The organism is Cupriavidus sp. H18C2 (assembly GCF_049393795.1).
Lineage (GTDB): Bacteria > Pseudomonadota > Gammaproteobacteria > Burkholderiales > Burkholderiaceae > Cupriavidus > Cupriavidus pauculus_C.
Genome location: NZ_CP186010.1, coordinates 2,271,600 through 2,286,853 on the forward strand (window position 1 = coordinate 2,271,600; position 15,254 = coordinate 2,286,853).

At 70.0% G+C, this 15,254-nt stretch carries 16 protein-coding genes and 1 tRNA gene; 12 read left to right on the forward strand and 5 right to left on the reverse strand.

The genetic code is table 11. From position 1 onward, the window contains the following. Window positions 1-65: 65 nt before the first annotated feature. Complete coding sequence (gene gloB, locus EPAKOI_RS10145; RefSeq protein WP_423192135.1) at window positions 66-866, reverse strand: hydroxyacylglutathione hydrolase; 801 nt, start codon at window positions 864-866, stop codon at window positions 66-68. 10 nt (window positions 867-876) lie between these two features. Here gloB and EPAKOI_RS10150 point away from each other — a divergent pair, with 10 nt between their 5' ends. The 4 genes from EPAKOI_RS10150 to EPAKOI_RS10165 all read left to right on the forward strand — a co-directional run bounded on the left by EPAKOI_RS10150 (window position 877) and on the right by EPAKOI_RS10165 (window position 3,135). Beyond that, a complete protein-coding gene (locus EPAKOI_RS10150) occupies window positions 877-1,677 on the forward strand; it encodes a class I SAM-dependent methyltransferase (protein WP_124683894.1) in 801 nt (266 codons plus the stop codon). Between the two features lie 25 nt (window positions 1,678-1,702). After that, the gene (gene rnhA / locus EPAKOI_RS10155) at window positions 1,703-2,140 is read left to right on the forward strand and encodes a ribonuclease HI (RefSeq protein WP_124683893.1); all 438 of its coding nucleotides are present in this window, start codon (window positions 1,703-1,705) and stop codon (window positions 2,138-2,140) included. A gap of 55 nt (window positions 2,141-2,195) precedes the next feature. Then, on the forward strand, window positions 2,196-2,933 hold the full coding sequence (dnaQ, locus tag EPAKOI_RS10160; RefSeq protein ID WP_313834958.1) for a DNA polymerase III subunit epsilon: 738 nt from the start codon (window positions 2,196-2,198) through the stop codon (window positions 2,931-2,933). Window positions 2,934-3,060: 127 nt separating this feature from the next. Further along, window positions 3,061-3,135 (forward strand) — tRNA-Val (locus EPAKOI_RS10165). A gap of 68 nt (window positions 3,136-3,203) precedes the next feature. Here EPAKOI_RS10165 and EPAKOI_RS10170 read toward each other — a convergent pair. Then, window positions 3,204-3,998: an aminoglycoside adenylyltransferase family protein gene (locus EPAKOI_RS10170; protein ID WP_423193508.1), complete on the reverse strand. Its 795-nt coding sequence runs from the start codon at window positions 3,996-3,998 to the stop codon at window positions 3,204-3,206. Between the two features lie 259 nt (window positions 3,999-4,257). On the opposite strand from EPAKOI_RS10170, the gene EPAKOI_RS10175 reads away from it, so the two are divergent. From EPAKOI_RS10175 to EPAKOI_RS10200, 6 genes are all read left to right on the forward strand, one after another. Next, window positions 4,258-6,633 carry an ATP-binding protein gene (locus EPAKOI_RS10175; RefSeq protein WP_423192136.1) on the forward strand — a complete coding sequence of 792 codons (2,376 nt, stop codon included), beginning with the start codon at window positions 4,258-4,260 and terminating at the stop codon, window positions 6,631-6,633. Between the two features lie 54 nt (window positions 6,634-6,687). Then, a complete protein-coding gene (locus EPAKOI_RS10180) occupies window positions 6,688-7,404 on the forward strand; it encodes a methyl-accepting chemotaxis protein (protein ID WP_423192137.1) in 717 nt (238 codons plus the stop codon). Beyond that, a complete protein-coding gene (locus EPAKOI_RS10185) occupies window positions 7,401-7,940 on the forward strand; it encodes a hypothetical protein (RefSeq protein ID WP_423192138.1) in 540 nt (179 codons plus the stop codon). Before EPAKOI_RS10180 ends, EPAKOI_RS10185 begins: the two co-directional genes overlap by 4 nt. 20 nt (window positions 7,941-7,960) lie before the next feature. Then, complete coding sequence (locus EPAKOI_RS10190) at window positions 7,961-8,326, forward strand: response regulator (protein WP_423192139.1); 366 nt, start codon at window positions 7,961-7,963, stop codon at window positions 8,324-8,326. Between the two features lie 332 nt (window positions 8,327-8,658). Beyond that, window positions 8,659-8,880, forward strand: coding sequence for a hypothetical protein (locus EPAKOI_RS10195; protein ID WP_423192140.1), 222 nt, complete (start codon window positions 8,659-8,661; stop codon window positions 8,878-8,880). Window positions 8,881-8,885: 5 nt separating this feature from the next. Next, entirely contained in the window at window positions 8,886-9,350 is a 465-nt protein-coding gene (locus tag EPAKOI_RS10200; protein WP_423192141.1) for an MEKHLA domain-containing protein, read from the forward strand. 24 nt (window positions 9,351-9,374) lie between these two features. On the opposite strand, the gene EPAKOI_RS10205 is transcribed toward EPAKOI_RS10200, so the two are convergent. The 3 genes from EPAKOI_RS10205 to EPAKOI_RS10215 form a co-directional block, all read right to left on the reverse strand. Further along, window positions 9,375-10,976 carry a rhodanese-related sulfurtransferase gene (locus tag EPAKOI_RS10205; RefSeq protein ID WP_423192142.1) on the reverse strand — a complete coding sequence of 534 codons (1,602 nt, stop codon included), beginning with the start codon at window positions 10,974-10,976 and terminating at the stop codon, window positions 9,375-9,377. Between the two features lie 5 nt (window positions 10,977-10,981). Beyond that, window positions 10,982-11,593: a cysteine dioxygenase gene (locus EPAKOI_RS10210; protein WP_423192143.1), complete on the reverse strand. Its 612-nt coding sequence runs from the start codon at window positions 11,591-11,593 to the stop codon at window positions 10,982-10,984. 89 nt (window positions 11,594-11,682) lie between these two features. Then, complete coding sequence (locus EPAKOI_RS10215; RefSeq protein ID WP_423192144.1) at window positions 11,683-12,891, reverse strand: acyl-CoA dehydrogenase family protein; 1,209 nt, start codon at window positions 12,889-12,891, stop codon at window positions 11,683-11,685. Window positions 12,892-13,084: 193 nt separating this feature from the next. Here EPAKOI_RS10215 and EPAKOI_RS10220 point away from each other — a divergent pair, with 193 nt between their 5' ends. Continuing rightward, entirely contained in the window at window positions 13,085-14,173 is a 1,089-nt protein-coding gene (locus EPAKOI_RS10220) for an LLM class flavin-dependent oxidoreductase (protein ID WP_313834964.1), read from the forward strand. 66 nt (window positions 14,174-14,239) lie between these two features. After that, window positions 14,240-15,253: an ABC transporter substrate-binding protein gene (locus EPAKOI_RS10225; protein WP_313834965.1), complete on the forward strand. Its 1,014-nt coding sequence runs from the start codon at window positions 14,240-14,242 to the stop codon at window positions 15,251-15,253. Window position 15,254 lies beyond the last annotated feature (1 nt).

Genomic DNA, 15,254 nt, shown 5'->3' on the forward strand with positions numbered 1-15,254 from the left:
GGCCGGCCAAGCCCGTCCGGACGGATGAGAAACGTCTGAAATGTATCGACTGCCGGCCGCCCGGCTCAGCGGAAATTGTCCTTCCAGCCGCGCAGCGCGCCGAACGCCGCGGCGTCGCTGCTGACGTCGCCGCCCTGCGCCTGGACCGCCGCGCGCACGGCCGGCTCGCGCGAGCGCAGGAACGGGTTGACGGCCCGCTCGTGGGCCAGCGTGGTGGGCAGGGTGGGGGTATCGGCCTGGCGCAGCGCGTCTACCCGGTCTGACCAGGCGCCCAGCGCGGCGTTGTCCGGCTCCACGGCCCGCGCAAAGCGGACGTTGCTGCGCGTGTACTCGTGGGCGCAATAGACGCGGGTGTCGCCGGGCAGCGCGGCCAGCTTGTCCAGCGACGCCAGCATCTGCGCCGGCGTGCCCTCGAACAGCCGCCCGCAGCCGCTGGCGAACAGCGTATCGCCGCAGAACACCACCGGGCCCACGCCGGGCAGGTCCCCCGCATAGGCCACGTGGCCGGCCGTGTGGCCCGGCACGTCGATGACCCGGAACGTGGCGGCCGGGTGGGCCAGCGACACGGTGTCGCCCTCGCGCACGGCCTGGGTGCGGTGGCCGATCCGCTCGCCGGCCGGGCCGATGACCGGCACCGGGGCGCCGTCGGGGCCGTCGGGATGGCTCGCCAGCAGGTCCGAAACGCCGCCCTGGTGATCGCCGTGGTGATGGGTGATTACAATAGCGCCCAATGCCAGCCCGCGTTGCGCCAGAAAGCGCTCCACGGGCCCGGCTTCGCCTGGGTCCACCACGGCGGCGCATTGGCCGTCGTGGATCGCCCAGATATAGTTGTCCTGGAAGGCGGGGATCGGCTCCACTTTCAACATGTGTGCTCCTATGTCCAACCGACCGATTATAGATTGGGAAGAATGGCTCGCCTCGCCGCCCGGGCAGTACATGCTCGAGTGGGAATCGCGCCAGTACGACCGGACGGTGACGGACATCTTCGGCTATCACGCGGTGCAACTGGGTCTGCCCCACGTCGACACGCTGCGCGAGAACCGCATGCCGTTCTCGGCGCTGGCGCTGGACGGCCGCGCCGGCCCGCACGGCCCGCGCGAGACGCACCCCGACGCCCGCCAGCTGCTGTGCCGCTTCGACGAACTGCCGTTCGAGACGCAGAGTATCGACCTGGTCACCCTGCCCCATATCCTGGAATTTTCCGAGGACCCGCACGAAGTGCTGCGCGAGGTGTCGCGCGTGCTGATGCCGGAAGGGCGCGTGGTCGTGACCTGCTTCAACCCCATGAGCCTGTGGGGCGCCCGGCAGGGCCTGAACCGCCTGGGCGCCACGCCGTTCCTGCCCAGCGACGCCCAGACCATCGGCTTCGTGCGGATCAAGGACTGGCTCAAGCTGCTGGGCTTCGAGATCATCCGCGGCCGGTTTGGCTGCTACTGCCCACCCTACCGCACCGAGCGCTGGCTGCAGCGCGCCGCGTTCATGGAGAAGGCGGGCGACCGCTGGTGGCCCATCTTCGGCTCGGTCTACATGATCTCGGCCGTCAAGCGCGTCAAGAACATCCGCCTGGTCGGCCCGGCCTGGAAGACGGCCAAGCCGGCCCTGGCGCCCGTGGCGGCCCCGGTGGCCACGCCCACGGGCACCCACGGCAAGCACCACAAGACCCCGCCCGGCCAGTAGCGCCGGGCCATCTCACTTTTTTCCGATGCAAGAAGTCACGATTTATTCCGACGGCGCCTGCAAGGGCAATCCCGGCCCTGGCGGCTGGGGCGCCGTGCTGGTCGCCGGCGACCACGAGAAAGAACTGTTCGGCGGCGAGAACCCGACCACCAACAACCGCATGGAGCTGATGGCCGTGATCGAGGCGCTGCGCGCGCTCAAGCGGCCCTGCGTCATCAACATCTACACCGACTCGCAGTACGTGCAGAAAGGCATCAGCGAGTGGATCTCGGGCTGGAAGAAGCGCGGCTGGCTGACGGCCGACAAGAAGCCGGTCAAGAACGCCGACCTCTGGCAGATGCTGGACGAAGCGCGCCAGCCGCACGTGATCGAATGGCACTGGGTGCGCGGGCACGCGGGGCACCCCGGCAACGAACGCGCGGACCGGCTGGCCAACCGCGGCGTGGAATCGCTCAACGCCTGACGTCCGCTCAGATCCTCACCCGGCGCCCCGGCGCCAGCGATTACAATCCTGCCCCATGCGACAGATCGTTCTCGATACCGAAACCACCGGCCTGAACCACGCCACCGGCGATCGCCTGATCGAAATTGGCTGCGTGGAACTGGTCAACCGGCGCCTGACCGGGCGCAACCTGCACTTCTACATCAACCCCGAGCGCGACGTGCCCGAGGACGCCGTGGCCATCCACGGCCTGACCGCCGAATTCCTGGCCGACAAGCCGAAGTTTGCCGAGGTCATGCACGAGATCCAGGCGTTCGTGCGCGACGCCGAGCTGATCATCCACAACGCCGCGTTCGACATGGGCTTCCTGGAGATGGAGTTCAAGCTCCACAACCTGCCCCCGTTCCGCGACCACGTGGCAAACGTGATCGACACCCTGCGCGAGGCGCGCCAGATGTTTCCGGGCAAGCGCAACTCGCTCGACGCGCTGTGCGACCGCCTGGGCATCAGCAACGCCCACCGGACGCTGCACGGCGCACTGCTGGACGCCGAACTGCTGGCCGAGGTCTACCTGGCGATGACGCGCGGCCAGAACTCGCTGGTCATCGACATGCTCGACGGCACCAGCGCCGGCGGCGAAGACCGCCGCGCGGCCGACCTGTCCGCGCTGACCCTGCCCGTGCTGCTGGCCACCGAGACGGAGCTGTCGGCCCACATGGGCGTGCTCAAGGAACTGGACAAGGCCAGCGGCGGCAAGACGGTCTGGAAGATCGAGGTCCCGTCCGAAGTGCCGGCCGGCACCACGGTCCAGTAGCCCGCCAGCCGCGCCCGCAACTTTTTCGCAGAAAGTTGAAAAAAGGGCTTTACAAGGTACTGCCCCATCGGCATAATCTCGTTTCTCCGCTGCACGACACCAGCAACAACGGTGACGAAGCAGACAGGGGTGGTTAGCTCAGCGGTAGAGCACTGCCTTCACACGGCAGGGGTCACAGGTTCAATCCCTGTACCACCCACCAGTTTCATCAAAAAGCCCAGCAGCGATGCTGGGCTTTTTGTTTTGCCGCGCCCCACGGGCGCGCGCGCCTCACCCCTCCCCCAGCAATTTCTCGATCGCCGGCCGCGCATGGCCGACGAAAGCCGCAACCGCGGCTTGGTCCAGCGGCAGGCCGGACGATGTGCCCAGGTAGCCCGCGCGGGCTTCGGCCAGGACGGGGCGATGGTCCGCCGGCAGCCGTTCGAGCAGCCATGCGGCGGCCGTGTCCTTGGCGGCGATGTCGCCGGTCTCCGCGCTGTACCAGATCCGCGCCAGCGCCAGCACCACGTTTCGTTCGTCACCCTGCCAGTCAGCCGGGCCGTTCCACTGGGCCAGCGTGTCGCGCAACGCCGCGGCAAAGTCGGCGGCCGGTACGGGGTCGAAGCATTCCCTGGCCGGACGCCCCACCACGGCCACGCTGTGCCGTCGCGCCTGGGTCAGCAGGAGGGTCAGGTCGGGATCGGTCATGGGCGGCTCGAAGCGGTCGGCCAGCAGGTCGGCGCGCAGCCATTCGCCGAACTGCAACTCGCGCCGCGCGGGATGCCGCCACGGCGCCACGGCGTCTTGCGTGACCACGGTGACCTCCAGCGGCCGCCACGCGCCGTCCACGCCGGGACGCGCGGAGACCGTCAGCAGTTCTTGCAGCAGCCCCTGGCGCGCCGCGTCGGCCGGCGGGGTGGACACGCTGACCAGCAGGTCGATATCGCTGCCCGGCTTCAGCCCGCCTTCCACGGCCGATCCGAGCAGGTGGATGCTCCGCAGCGTATCGCCAAGGTGCCGGGCGATCACGGCGCAAGCCAGCAGTACCTGCCCGGCAATTTCGGGGGGAATCGACTCGTGCGCCATCCCGATCATTCGCATTGACTCCTCAAGCTGTTGTCACTTGCCAAGCGGCAAACCCTGAGCATCATCCATAGCCCAGAGTGGCCGTTATATCCAGCCCCTACCCTCCCTCCGGGGGGCCCGGCCGGCCCCGTCCGGTCATGCCGGGGTCATACAGCGCTCCCCATAATCACGCCCATTATTCGTTGGATGGCCTTGCACAGAACGAGGCCGAATCCCTTCGCCGAAGGGCTTGACATTCGTAATGCCGGGGAGCTTTGCCATGACCATTCGTCAGCGCATCGTGCTGCTGATCGTCCTGATGTGCCTGGCGTTGGCCGCGATTGGCGGCTACGCGGTGCTACAGACCCGTTCCAGCGCTTCTGAAGTCAAACAGGTGACCGAAGGCGTGGTGCCCAGCGCGCTGGCATCCGCCGACGTCGTATCGCTGGTCAAGGACATCCAGCTGGCCACCATGACCCTGGTCTACGCGCCCGACGCCCAGTTGCTGGCGCAGGCGCAGGACGACCTCAAGGCCCGCCAGGCAGCCCTGCACGACGCGCTGGCAAGGCAGGCCGGCAACGCCGCCACGCACGCGCAGAAGGGCCTGCTGGCCCAGGCCGACGAAAGCCTGACCAACTACTTCGACGCAATCCGCGAGACGGCCGAGATGAAGGCCGCCGGCCGCGACGAGATCGCCCAGGCGTTCCTGTTCGCCAACGTGGCGCGCTACCGCGACGAGATGGAGAAGATCGTCGACACCCTGCGCGTGGAAAAGAACCGCGAGAAGGACGACGCCATCGCCACGCTGAACGGCAAGCTGGCCAGCGCGGCCGGCACCATCGGGCTGGTCAGCGGCGCGGCCGTGGTGCTGCTGACGCTGATCGGCTGGCTGCTGCACCGCCAGATCGCCCGCCCGCTCACGCGCATGCAGGCCACCATGAGCGAGATTGCCACCAGCCAGGACTTCACGCGCCGCATCGAGGTGGGCCGCATGGACGAGATCGGCCACTCGATCGCCGCGTTCAACCAGATGATCGAGCGGATTCAGGAAAACGCCTCGCTGCTGCGCCAGAAGACCACCGACATCCAGGCCATCCTGCAGAACATGCAGCAGGGCATCCTGACCGTGGTCGAAGGCGGCGTGGTGCACCCCGAGTACTCGGCCTACCTGGAGCAGATCTTCGGCACAGGCGACATCGCGGGCCGCCGCTTCATGGACCTGGTGTTCACCGATACCCCGCTGGGCGCCGACGCCCTGGCGCAGGTGGACGCCGCCATCGACGCCTGCCTGGGCCAGGACGGCATCAACTTCGTCTTCAACGAGCACCTGCTGCCCACCGAGATCGAAAAACGCCTGCCCGACGGCACGGCCAAGGTGCTGGACCTGAGCTGGTCCGCGATCACCGACGATGCCGACACGATCATCCGGCTGATGCTGTGCGTGCGCGACGTCACGCAGCTCCGCGAACTGGCCGCCGAGGCCAGCGAGCAGCGCCGCAGCCTAGAGATCATCGGCGAGATCCTGGCCGTCAGCGAAGAGAAATTCCACCAGTTCATGGACACGGCCCACGACTTCGTGCACGAGAACGAGCACATCATCCGGCAGGCCACCGAAGCCGACAACGCCGCCATTGCCGCGCTGTTCCGCAACATGCACACGATCAAGGGCAACGCGCGCACCTACAAGCTCCAGCACCTGACCGACGTGGTGCACGAGGCCGAACAGCGGCTGGAACTGCTGCGCAACCTGGAGCGCGAGGCCGGCGAGTGGAACCCCGACGCGCTGCTGAGCGACGTGGCGCGCGTGCGCGACACACTGAGCCGCTACGCCACCATCAGCGAGGACAAGCTCGGCCGCAAGGGCCGCGGCCGCGCCACGCCGGCACAGGAGGCCGCACGGCTGGCCGACGCCGAGCTGCAGCGCATCCGCCAGAGCCTGCACCTGCTGGAAACCACGCCCACGGACAGCCTGGCCGAGCTGCTGTCGATGCGGGCGGCCGTGCACCGCATCCTGCGCGTGCTGGACGCCACGAGCCTGGCCGAAGTAGTGGCGCCCGTGGTCGACGCCCTGCCCTCGCTGGCGGCCGAACTGGGCAAGGCCGCGCCGGAGGTCAGCATCCAGGACAACGGCTACCGGCTGCGCGCCGAGGTCACCGGCATGCTGGAAAACGTGCTGACGCACCTGCTGCGCAACGCCATCGACCACGGCATCGAACCCGCCCCGGCGCGGCTGGCGGCCGGCAAGCCGGCGGCGGGCCGCATTGTCATCGAGGCCGGCGTGGACCAGCAGGCGCTGCAGATCACCGTGGCCGACGATGGCCGCGGGCTGGCACTCGACAAGATCCGCGCCACGGCCGTGGCACGCGGCTGGATTGCCCCGGACGCCACGCCCGGCGACGACGCGCTCGCGCAGCTCATCTTCCGCCCGGGTTTCTCGACGGCCGATACGGTCACGACGATCTCGGGCCGCGGCGTCGGCATGGACGCCGTGCGCGAGTTCCTGGCCCGCTCGGGCGGCAGCATCGCGCTGCGCTTCACGGACGCCCACGCCGGCGCGCCGTTCCGGCAGTTCCAGACCGTGGTCAGCCTGCCGGAACGCTTTGCCGTCGACAGCGTCGCCGTGCTGGCCGAGACGCCGGCGCCGATGCCGCTGTAGCCCGGCCGCGCTGGCCGGCATCAGCATTCAGGATCAGGACAAGGAACACGCAGCATGGGTGAGTATTTGATAGGGGCGCTGCTGGGCGCGGCAATCGTGGCGGTGCCGGCGTGGCTGGCGTGGCGGCACGGCGCGCGGACGGCGGCGCTGGCGCAGGCCGGGTGCGAGGCGGCGTTGGCACGGCTGCAACAGGATCATGCCGACCTGGGCGCCCGCCTGGACGCCGCCGAGCAGGCGCGGCAGGCCCTGCAGGACGAGATCGATCGCCTGCAGGCCCAGGCCGCCGGCCACGCGGCAACGCTGGCGCAACGCGACGCCGACCTGGCCACCAGCCGCCAGCGCCAGGCCGACGCGCAGCGGCAGGCGCGCCGCATCGCCGAGGAAACCACGCGGCTGCGCGGGCTGGCCACGACGTTCGAACGCTGGCACGCGCACATGATCGCGCTGATGGCCAGCAACCGGGCCATGCACGCGCAGAACCTGGAGCTGTCGGCCATCGTCCGGCACGTGGTCATCGTGTCGCTGAACGCGTCGATCGAGGCGGCCCGCGCGGGCGCGGCCGGGCGCGGCTTTGGCGTGGTGGCCAGCGAGGTCCGCGCGCTGGCGGCGCGCTCCGAGGCGCTGTCGAAGAGCTATGGCGACAGCCTGCACCAGAGCGACCTGACCACCACGGCCACGTTCCAGGACATCCAGGCCGGCGGCAAGATGGTGACCGCCGCGCTGGCCAGCGTGGCGCTGCTGGCCGATCAGTTCGAGGCGGCCTGCCCGTGAGCGCGGACCTGATCAGCGCCCAGGCGCGGCACAGCCTGGCGCGCGTGCTGCACCGCGCGGTACGGTCCCGGCTGGCGCTCGACGCCGGCGACCCATGCACGATCACCGACACGCCCCCGGCAACCGGCGACGCGGCCGGTAGCGTGGTGGTGCTCACGATCGCGTCGATGGGCTTCCGCTACATGCTGTTCCTGCGCTTTGGCGACGACCCGGCCACCGCTGGCTACTACGCGGCCAACGGCGACCTGCGCGACGCGCTGCTGGAACGCGGCAACCTCTGCTGCGGCGCGATCAACCAGGACCTCGGCCGGCATTTCCCGGACCTGGGCATGTCCACGCCCTACGTGCTGGACGCCGCCTGCCTGCGGCACGTGGACAGCCTGCACCCCGACCACCGCGCCGACTTCGACGTCGTGATCGGCCCGGCCGTCCACGTGGCCGTGACGATGTGCCTGTTCACGCGCGTGCCGGTCGACTTCCACGTGGCGCCCGACGCCGAGGAAGCGACCACCGACGGCGAACTGGAACTGTTCTGACCCCCTTTGGAGAAACGATCTTGGCAAGGATTCTGGTAGTGGACGATTCAAGCGCCGTGCGCGACGACGTAGCCGGCTTCCTGCGCGGCAACGGCCTGGACGTGCAGACCGCCGTCGACGGCAAGGACGGCCTGTCCCGGCTCAAGGCCGACCCCGGCATCCGGCTCGTCATCAGCGACGTCAACATGCCCAACATGGACGGCCTGACCATGGTCGAGAAAATCCGCAGCGAACTGGCCAACCCCACGGTGAACGTGGTGATGCTGACCACCGAGAGCAGCCAGGCCATGAAGGACCGCGGCAAGGCCGCCGGCGTCAAGGGCTGGATCGTCAAGCCGTTCAAGGGCACGGCCGTGCTGGAGGGGTTGCGGAAGCTGGCGGGGTGATGGGTTGGATGTGGCGAGGGATGGCGGCAGGTTGAAGCGCCGGCCCTCTCCCCCGACCCCTCTCCCGCAGGCGGGAGAGGGGAGCAACCCCCCGGCATCACCCGCGCCGTAGCCCATGGTTTTCTCCCCTCTCCCGCGCGCGGGAGAGGGGCCGGGGGAGAGGGCCAGCCGCACAACACCCACCGCCCCAGCAACCACCCCCATAAACCAACAGCTAATTGCCCACCCCCGCATTGCCCACTACCATAGCCACTCGTCAAACGGCTATCCGCCCCGTCCATCGTTCAAAAAAAGCGCCGAAAACATCACCCCTCTCACCCAGGACCCAAACAATGACAAAGGCAGACAAGAAGAAGTACCTCAAGGCATTGAACCGTCAGCTTGCGCGGGAAGCGGGCAAGGATTTCGGGGCGAGCTTCGTGTTCTACCCGGTCGGCGCCAAGCCGAAAGACGCCACCGGCGTGACCGCCAGCCCGGCTGCAGATGCGCGGGTGCTGGGTGTGATGGAAGCCGTGCAGGCGCGCGTGTTTGCAGACTTCGGCGGCGCCGCCTGATCCCGATGGCGATGCTGCCCCGCCACAGCGATCCAGACTTCTACGCGCTGCTGGCCGACAGCCACGCGCGCATCCTCGGCAAGCCGCTGGTGCCCCAGCCGATGTCACCGGCCGACGCGATGCGCTGGCTCTACGAAGACGCCCCGTTTGCCGTGCTGGCCCACAACACCGCCGCCGACCCGGTCTTCGTCTACGGCAACAAGGCCGCGCAGCGGCGCTTCGGCTATGACTGGGACGAGGTTACCCGCCTGCCGTCGCGGCTGTCGGCCGAGGCGCCGAACCGCGAGGAGCGCCAGCGCTTTCTGGAGCGTGTGCAGCGGCAGGGCTACGAGTCCGGCTACAAGGGCGTGCGGATCACCAAGGCTGGCCGGCGTTTCATGATCGAGGAAGCCACGCTGTGGCAGATGATCGACGCCGACGGCGTGCTGCACGGCCAGGCGGTGGTCATCCCCCGCACGCGCGACCTCTGACCGGCCGCGCTCGGGGCCCGGCGCTCAGGCCACGTCGAAGAAGTGGGTGCCGTCGCGCTCCAGCTGCGCGATGAGGCCGAATTCCCAGTCCAGGTACGCCTGCATGGCGGCCGCCGCATTGTCGGTGCCCTCGTACGGCCGGCGATAGCGGTCCGTGCGCGGCACGGCCAGCCGCGTCTCGCCGGCTTCCACCGGCAGCCCGGCCGCGGCCCACGCCGCGGTGCCGCCTTCCAGCACGAAGACCTCGGCATCGGTCAGCCCGCGCAGGTCCGCCGCCGCAAAACACGCCAGCAGGCTCGATCCGCAGGTCAGCACCAGCCGGCGGGCCGGCGGGATGACCGCCAGCGCCTGCTTCAGCTGGGCGCGGATGGCAAACCACGCGCCCGGGATGTGCCGCTTGACGTAGTTCGCGCTGGTCGTCACGTCGATCACGGCCGCATCGCCGGCGTCGAGCCAGCCGGCCAGCGTGGCCGGTGCCACGGTGGCCACCTCGGGCGGCGCCGGATGCTGCGGCGCCGGGGTGCCGCGTTCGGCCCGGTCGGCCGCCGTCGCGCCGTCCACCACGTAGACCTCCCACCCCATCTGCGCGAGCCACGATCCGGTCATGTTGGCCCGCACGCCGTCGTCGTCGGCCAGCACGAGCCGCGCGCCTCGCACCGGCGCCTGGTGATCGGTTTCCTGCACCAGCTGGCCGCCCGGCGCGCTGGCAAAGCCGGGCAGATGGCCGTCGGCGTATTCCTCGGGCGTGCGCACGTCGAAGCGGTAGACCGTTCGGCCCGGCGCCGTCAGCGACGCCAGCCCATCCAGCGCGATGCGCCGCACGCCGGCGCGCTCGGCAATCGCCCACGCGCCCTCGCGCGCCTGCGCCAGATTGGCCGCCTCCACCTGGGCCGGCGCGCGGCGGCTGGCGCCGTGGGCGAGCGTCTGGCCGGCCAGCGTCCAGCCGATCGTGCCGTTGCGCAGCGCGGCCACCGGGTTCGGAATGCCGGCGTTGACCAGCGACTGCGTGCCGATGATGCTGCGCGTGCGCCCCGCGCAGTTGACGATGACCTGCGTGCGCGGGTCCGGCGCCAGCTCGCGGATGCGCAGCACCAGTTCCGCGCCCGGCAGGCTGGTCGACGTCGGAATGTTCATGGTCTGGTATTCGTCGAAGCGGCGCGCATCGACGATCACCACGTCGGCCTGGCTGTCGATCAGCGCCTGCACCTCGGGCGCGCTCAGCGACGGCGTGTGCCGCCGCGCCTCCACCAGTTCGCCGAACGACTTGCTCGGCACGTTGACGTCGCGGAACACCTCGCCGCCGGCCGCGATCCAGGCATCGAGCCCGCCATCGAGCAGCGACACGTCGGTGTAGCCCAGCGCACGCAGCCGCGCCGCCGCGCGCGGGGCCAGGTCCTCGCCATCGTGGGTGCCGTAGACGACGATGCGCGTGTCGCGGCGCGGGATGCGCGTCCAGGCATCGAGCTCGATCCGCGACAGCGGAAAGTTGGCCGCCCAGAGCGGGTGCTGCTGCGCGAACGGGTCTTCCTCGCGCACGTCGATCAGCGCGATCTCGGCGCGGTCGAGCAGCGCCTGGCGCACGGCCAGGCTGGGGGTGACGGGGAATGGCGGGTGGTGATCGGTCATGAGGGTCAAGCGTCCTTGGAGCGGTCCCAGGGATTGGGCAGGGTGGCGTTGGAATAGCCGGAAATGAAGGTCTTGGTGCCGCCGGCATCGGGGTAGACGTGGCGCCGCACCGCGCCGATGTTGGCGCCGTAGACGTGGATGCTGATCGACACGCGGTCGTCGAACGCGTTGTGCACGCGGTGGATGTCGCCCACCGCCGGCGACACCGCCTCCACCTGCCCCGGCGCCAGCCGCACCGCCTCGCCCTGCGGGCGCGGCACGCCGTCGGCGTCCACCGCATACGGCTGCGCGTACTCGGCGCCGCGCAGCATGCCGATCAGGCCCCACACCGTGTGGTCGTGGATCGGCGTGCGCTGGCCCGCCCCCCAGACAAAGCTGACGATCGAGAACCGCTCGGCCGAATCGCAGTGCAGCAGCATCTGCTGGTAGAACTCGGGATGCGGCTGCGCGTAGGCGTCGGGCAGCCAGTCGCCGCGCGCCACCAGCTTCGCCAGCAGCTTGCCGCCGGCGTCGAGGATGCGCGGCTCGTCCGGGTGCGTGTCGAGCAGCGCGGAAAATGCCGTGATGAAGTCACGTAGCGGCGCCAGCCGTTGCGCGGCAGGAAGCGTCTCAGCCATGGGCGTGTCTCCGGAAAAGGACGTTCACCGTCTGCGGTTGCGGCGAATCGACCCCAACCATAGCACGATGGCGGACGCGCGGCGCGGGCTCAGCGGCCCAGCGCGGCGCGGCCGGCGGCGGTCAGGATGGCGTCGTTCTGCGGCGTGTGGATGCGGCTGCAGAGCACGTCGCGATAGTGGCGTTCCAGCGGGTTGTGCCGGCTCAGGCCGTGGTTGCCCGATAGCTGCAGCGCCAGTTCCACCGCGCGGATCGCGTTGGACGTGACCGTGTACTTGACCAGCCCGCTGTCGGCCGGCGACGGCGGCGTGCCCGCGTCGGCCTGCGCCGCCAGGTCGTCCAGCAGCACGCGGTTGGTGCGCAGCAGCGCGGCCATCTCGCCCACCGCTTCCTGCACGCGCGCCAGCGTGGCCAGCGGCTGGCCCAGCCCGCTCGGCACGCGCTCGCTGACGAACTGCCGCACCCAGTCCACGCCGGCGCGCGCCACGGCGTCGTACAGGCTGCCCAGCAGCGTCACCATCCACGCCTGCTGGTCCGCGCTGGCATCGAAATCGGCCTGGCTGCCAGACGTGGGCGCCCAGGCCGCGGGCGGCCGGATATCGACCGCGTTTTCCAGCGGGATCCAGACGTCCTCGAACACCACCTCGTGGCTGCCCGACGCGCGCAAGCCCATGTGGTGCCAGCTTTCGATCACGCGGATGCCGGGCGTGTCGGCAGCCGGCTTCGGCACGAGGAAGAAGCCGACGCGCGGCTCCGGCTCGTGCGTGCGGGCCCAGACGGCCAGCCATTGCAGCGCCGGGATGCCGGTGGTGTAGAGCTTGTGGCCGCTGAGCCGCCAGCGGTCGCCCACGCGCATCGCCACCGTGGCCGGCAGCCCGCCGCGCGACGGCGAGCCCAGTTCCGGCTCCACGCGCAGCGAATTGATCAGCGCGCCCGACGCCACCGCGCTGCGGAACACCTGCTCGCGCACGGCGTCTGGCCAGCGCGAATCGGCCCGGCCGATGGCGCGATGCTGCAGGTAGGTCATCGTCAGCACCAGCGCGGTTGCGGCATCGCCGCCGGCCACCGCCGCAATCACCCGCCGCGCCTCGGCCAGCCCGGCCCCGCCGCCACCGTGCGCGGCCGGCACCACGTGCGACACCAGCCCGCTGGCGTGCAACTGGGCGAAGTGCTCGTGCGGAAAGGCGCCGGTCTCGTCGTGATGGGCAGCGCGGGCGGCAAAGCGCGCGGACAGGTCGGCCAGCACGTCGTCCAGGCGGGCGGCGGGGGTGGGCAGGCGATGCAGCGATGACGCGGACATGAAGGGTCTTCCTGATGGGGGATGGCAACGTGGCCGACAAGCGTACCCCCGGCGCCCCGCCGCGCGTAACGACCCATATCGCATATCGACCCGCGTCCGGCGCGCATATGGAGCGGCGTTTTTATTCGTTTGGCGCGCACCGGGCCGGGCGTACGGTTCTCGTCCGTACCCCAGCCAACCAGGAGCGTCGCGCATGAGCGTCAATTTCATCGGCATGATCCAGAGCCAGAAGCAGTCCGAGATCCATCCGCCCGCCGGCCCCGTGGTCGACCGCGACTACGTGCGCGCCTTTGCCCAGGCCCACGAGCAGGCCGGCTTCGACCGCATCCTGGTGCCGCACCATTCCACCGGGCCGTCGGCCACGCTGACCATCGCCTACGCGGCGGCCGTGACCGAGCGCATCCACTTCATGCTGGCGCACCGGCCCGGCTTCACGTCGCCGACGCTGGCCGCGCGGCAGATCGCCACGCTCGACCAGTTCAGCGGCGGGCGGCTGGGCGTGCACTTCATCTCGGGTGGCTCCGACGACGAGCAGAAGCGCGATGGCGACTACCTGGACCACGACCAGCGCTACGCGCGCACCGACGAGTACCTGGACATCCTGCGCCGCATCTGGACGGCCCCGCAGCCATTCGACCACGCCGGCACGTTCTACCGTTTCGAGCGCGGCTTCTCGGAGGTCAAGCCGGCCCAGCAGCCGCACGTGCCGATCTACTTCGGCGGTGCCTCTGACGCGGCCATCGCGGTGGCCGGCAAGCATGCCGACGTCTACGCGCTGTGGGGCGAATCGCTGGACCAGGTGCGCGAGCTGACCACGCGCGTGCGCGCCGAAGCGGCCCGGCACGGGCGCACGGTCAACTTCTCGGTGTCGTTCCGGCCCGTGCTGGCCGATACCGAGGCCAAGGCATGGCAGCGCGCCGACGACATCCTGGCCCGCACCCGCGCGCTGCGCGTGCAGGCCGGCTACAGCCGGGGCGGCCCGCAGCAGAGCGAAGGCGCGCGCCGGCTGCTGGCGGCGGCCGAGCAAGGCGACCGCGTCGACCAGCGGCTGTGGACGGCCATCGCGCGCGAGACGGGCGGCCGCTCGAACTCGACCGGACTGGTGGGCACGCCCGAGCAGGTGGCCGACGCGCTGCTGGCCTACTACGAGCTTGGCGTAACCACGTTCCTGATCCGCGGCTTCGATCCGCTGGAAGACGCCGTCGACTACGGGCGCGAGCTGATCCCGCGCGTGCGCGAGCTGGTGGCCGCGCGCGATGCCGGCCAGCGCCGCGCCGCCTGAGGCGCCAGCCGTCCACCACATCCACCATCCAATCCACAACAAGACGGGGAGCGGGAAATCCCAACCATGAGCCAGAACACACTCCAACCCGACGCGCGCCGCCGCCAGGTGCTGCGGCTTGCCGGCACGGCGGCCATTGCCGCCCCGGCGCTGATCCTGGGCCGCCAGGCGTGGTCCGCGCCACGCAAGCTGACGTTCGCGTGGAACCAGAACTCGTTCTGCCTGACGCCGGTGGTCGTGGCGCAGGAGCGGGGCTTCTTCGAGAAGAACGGCCTGCAGGTGGACCTGATCAACTACAGCGGGTCCACCGACCAGTTGCTGGAATCGATTGCCACGGGCAAGGCCGACGCCGCCGTGGGCATGATCCACCGCTGGCTCAAGCCGCTGGAAGCAGGCTTCGACGTCAAGATCATCGGCAGCTCCCACGGCGGCTGCGTGCGGCTGGTGGGATCGAAGGCGGCCGGCGTGACGACGCTGCAGTCGCTCAAGGGCAAGACCGTCGGCGTAAGCGACCTGGCCGCGCCGGGCAAGCACTTCTTCACGATCCTGCTGGCCAAGCACGGCATCGACCCCGACCGCGACATCACGTGGCGCCAGTACCCGGCCGACCTGCTGGGCGTGGCCGTGGACAAGGGCGAGATCCAGGCCATCGCCGACGGCGACCCCAACCTCTACCTGCTGGAAAAACGCACCAACGGCGCCTACGTGGAACTGGCGACCAACCTGACCGGCGAGTACGCGCGCAAGGTCTGCTGCGTGGTGGGCGCGCGCGGCGAACTGGTGCGCAACGACCGCCCGGCCGCCGCCGCGCTGGCGCGCTCGATCGTCCAGGCCACCGACTACGTCAACGAGAACCCGAACGAGGCGGCCAAGGTCTTCGCCAAGTATTCGCCGAAGATCAGCCCGGACGACCTGCGCAAGCTCTACGCCACGCTGACCTACACGCACCACCCGACCGGCGTGGACCTGCAGGAGGAAATCGCGTTCTACGCGGGCGATTTCCAGCGCATCGGCGTGCTCAAGAAATCCACCGACACGAAGAAGCTGGCGCAGCACGTCTACGCCAACGTGCTGGGCTGAC

Bases quoted from the DNA above. Each gene is read 5' to 3' on its own strand.
- EPAKOI_RS10170 (WP_423193508.1), bottom strand. From the start codon at position 3,998: ATGGCGCACGAGTCGATTCCCCCCGAAATTGCCGGGCAGGTACTGCTG.
- EPAKOI_RS10180 (WP_423192137.1), top strand. From the start codon at position 6,688: ATGGGTGAGTATTTGATAGGGGCGCTGCTGGGCGCGGCAATCGTGGCG.
- dnaQ (WP_313834958.1), top strand. From the start codon at position 2,196: ATGCGACAGATCGTTCTCGATACCGAAACCACCGGCCTGAACCACGCC.
- EPAKOI_RS10225 (WP_313834965.1), top strand. From the start codon at position 14,240: ATGAGCCAGAACACACTCCAACCCGACGCGCGCCGCCGCCAGGTGCTG.
- EPAKOI_RS10215 (WP_423192144.1), bottom strand. From the start codon at position 12,891: ATGTCCGCGTCATCGCTGCATCGCCTGCCCACCCCCGCCGCCCGCCTG.
- EPAKOI_RS10205 (WP_423192142.1), bottom strand. From the start codon at position 10,976: ATGACCGATCACCACCCGCCATTCCCCGTCACCCCCAGCCTGGCCGTG.
- EPAKOI_RS10175 (WP_423192136.1), top strand. From the start codon at position 4,258: ATGACCATTCGTCAGCGCATCGTGCTGCTGATCGTCCTGATGTGCCTG.
- EPAKOI_RS10220 (WP_313834964.1), top strand. From the start codon at position 13,085: ATGAGCGTCAATTTCATCGGCATGATCCAGAGCCAGAAGCAGTCCGAG.
- EPAKOI_RS10195 (WP_423192140.1), top strand. From the start codon at position 8,659: ATGACAAAGGCAGACAAGAAGAAGTACCTCAAGGCATTGAACCGTCAG.
- EPAKOI_RS10150 (WP_124683894.1), top strand. From the start codon at position 877: ATGTCCAACCGACCGATTATAGATTGGGAAGAATGGCTCGCCTCGCCG.
- rnhA (WP_124683893.1), top strand. From the start codon at position 1,703: ATGCAAGAAGTCACGATTTATTCCGACGGCGCCTGCAAGGGCAATCCC.
- EPAKOI_RS10200 (WP_423192141.1), top strand. From the start codon at position 8,886: ATGGCGATGCTGCCCCGCCACAGCGATCCAGACTTCTACGCGCTGCTG.
- gloB (WP_423192135.1), bottom strand. From the start codon at position 866: ATGTTGAAAGTGGAGCCGATCCCCGCCTTCCAGGACAACTATATCTGG.
- EPAKOI_RS10210 (WP_423192143.1), bottom strand. From the start codon at position 11,593: ATGGCTGAGACGCTTCCTGCCGCGCAACGGCTGGCGCCGCTACGTGAC.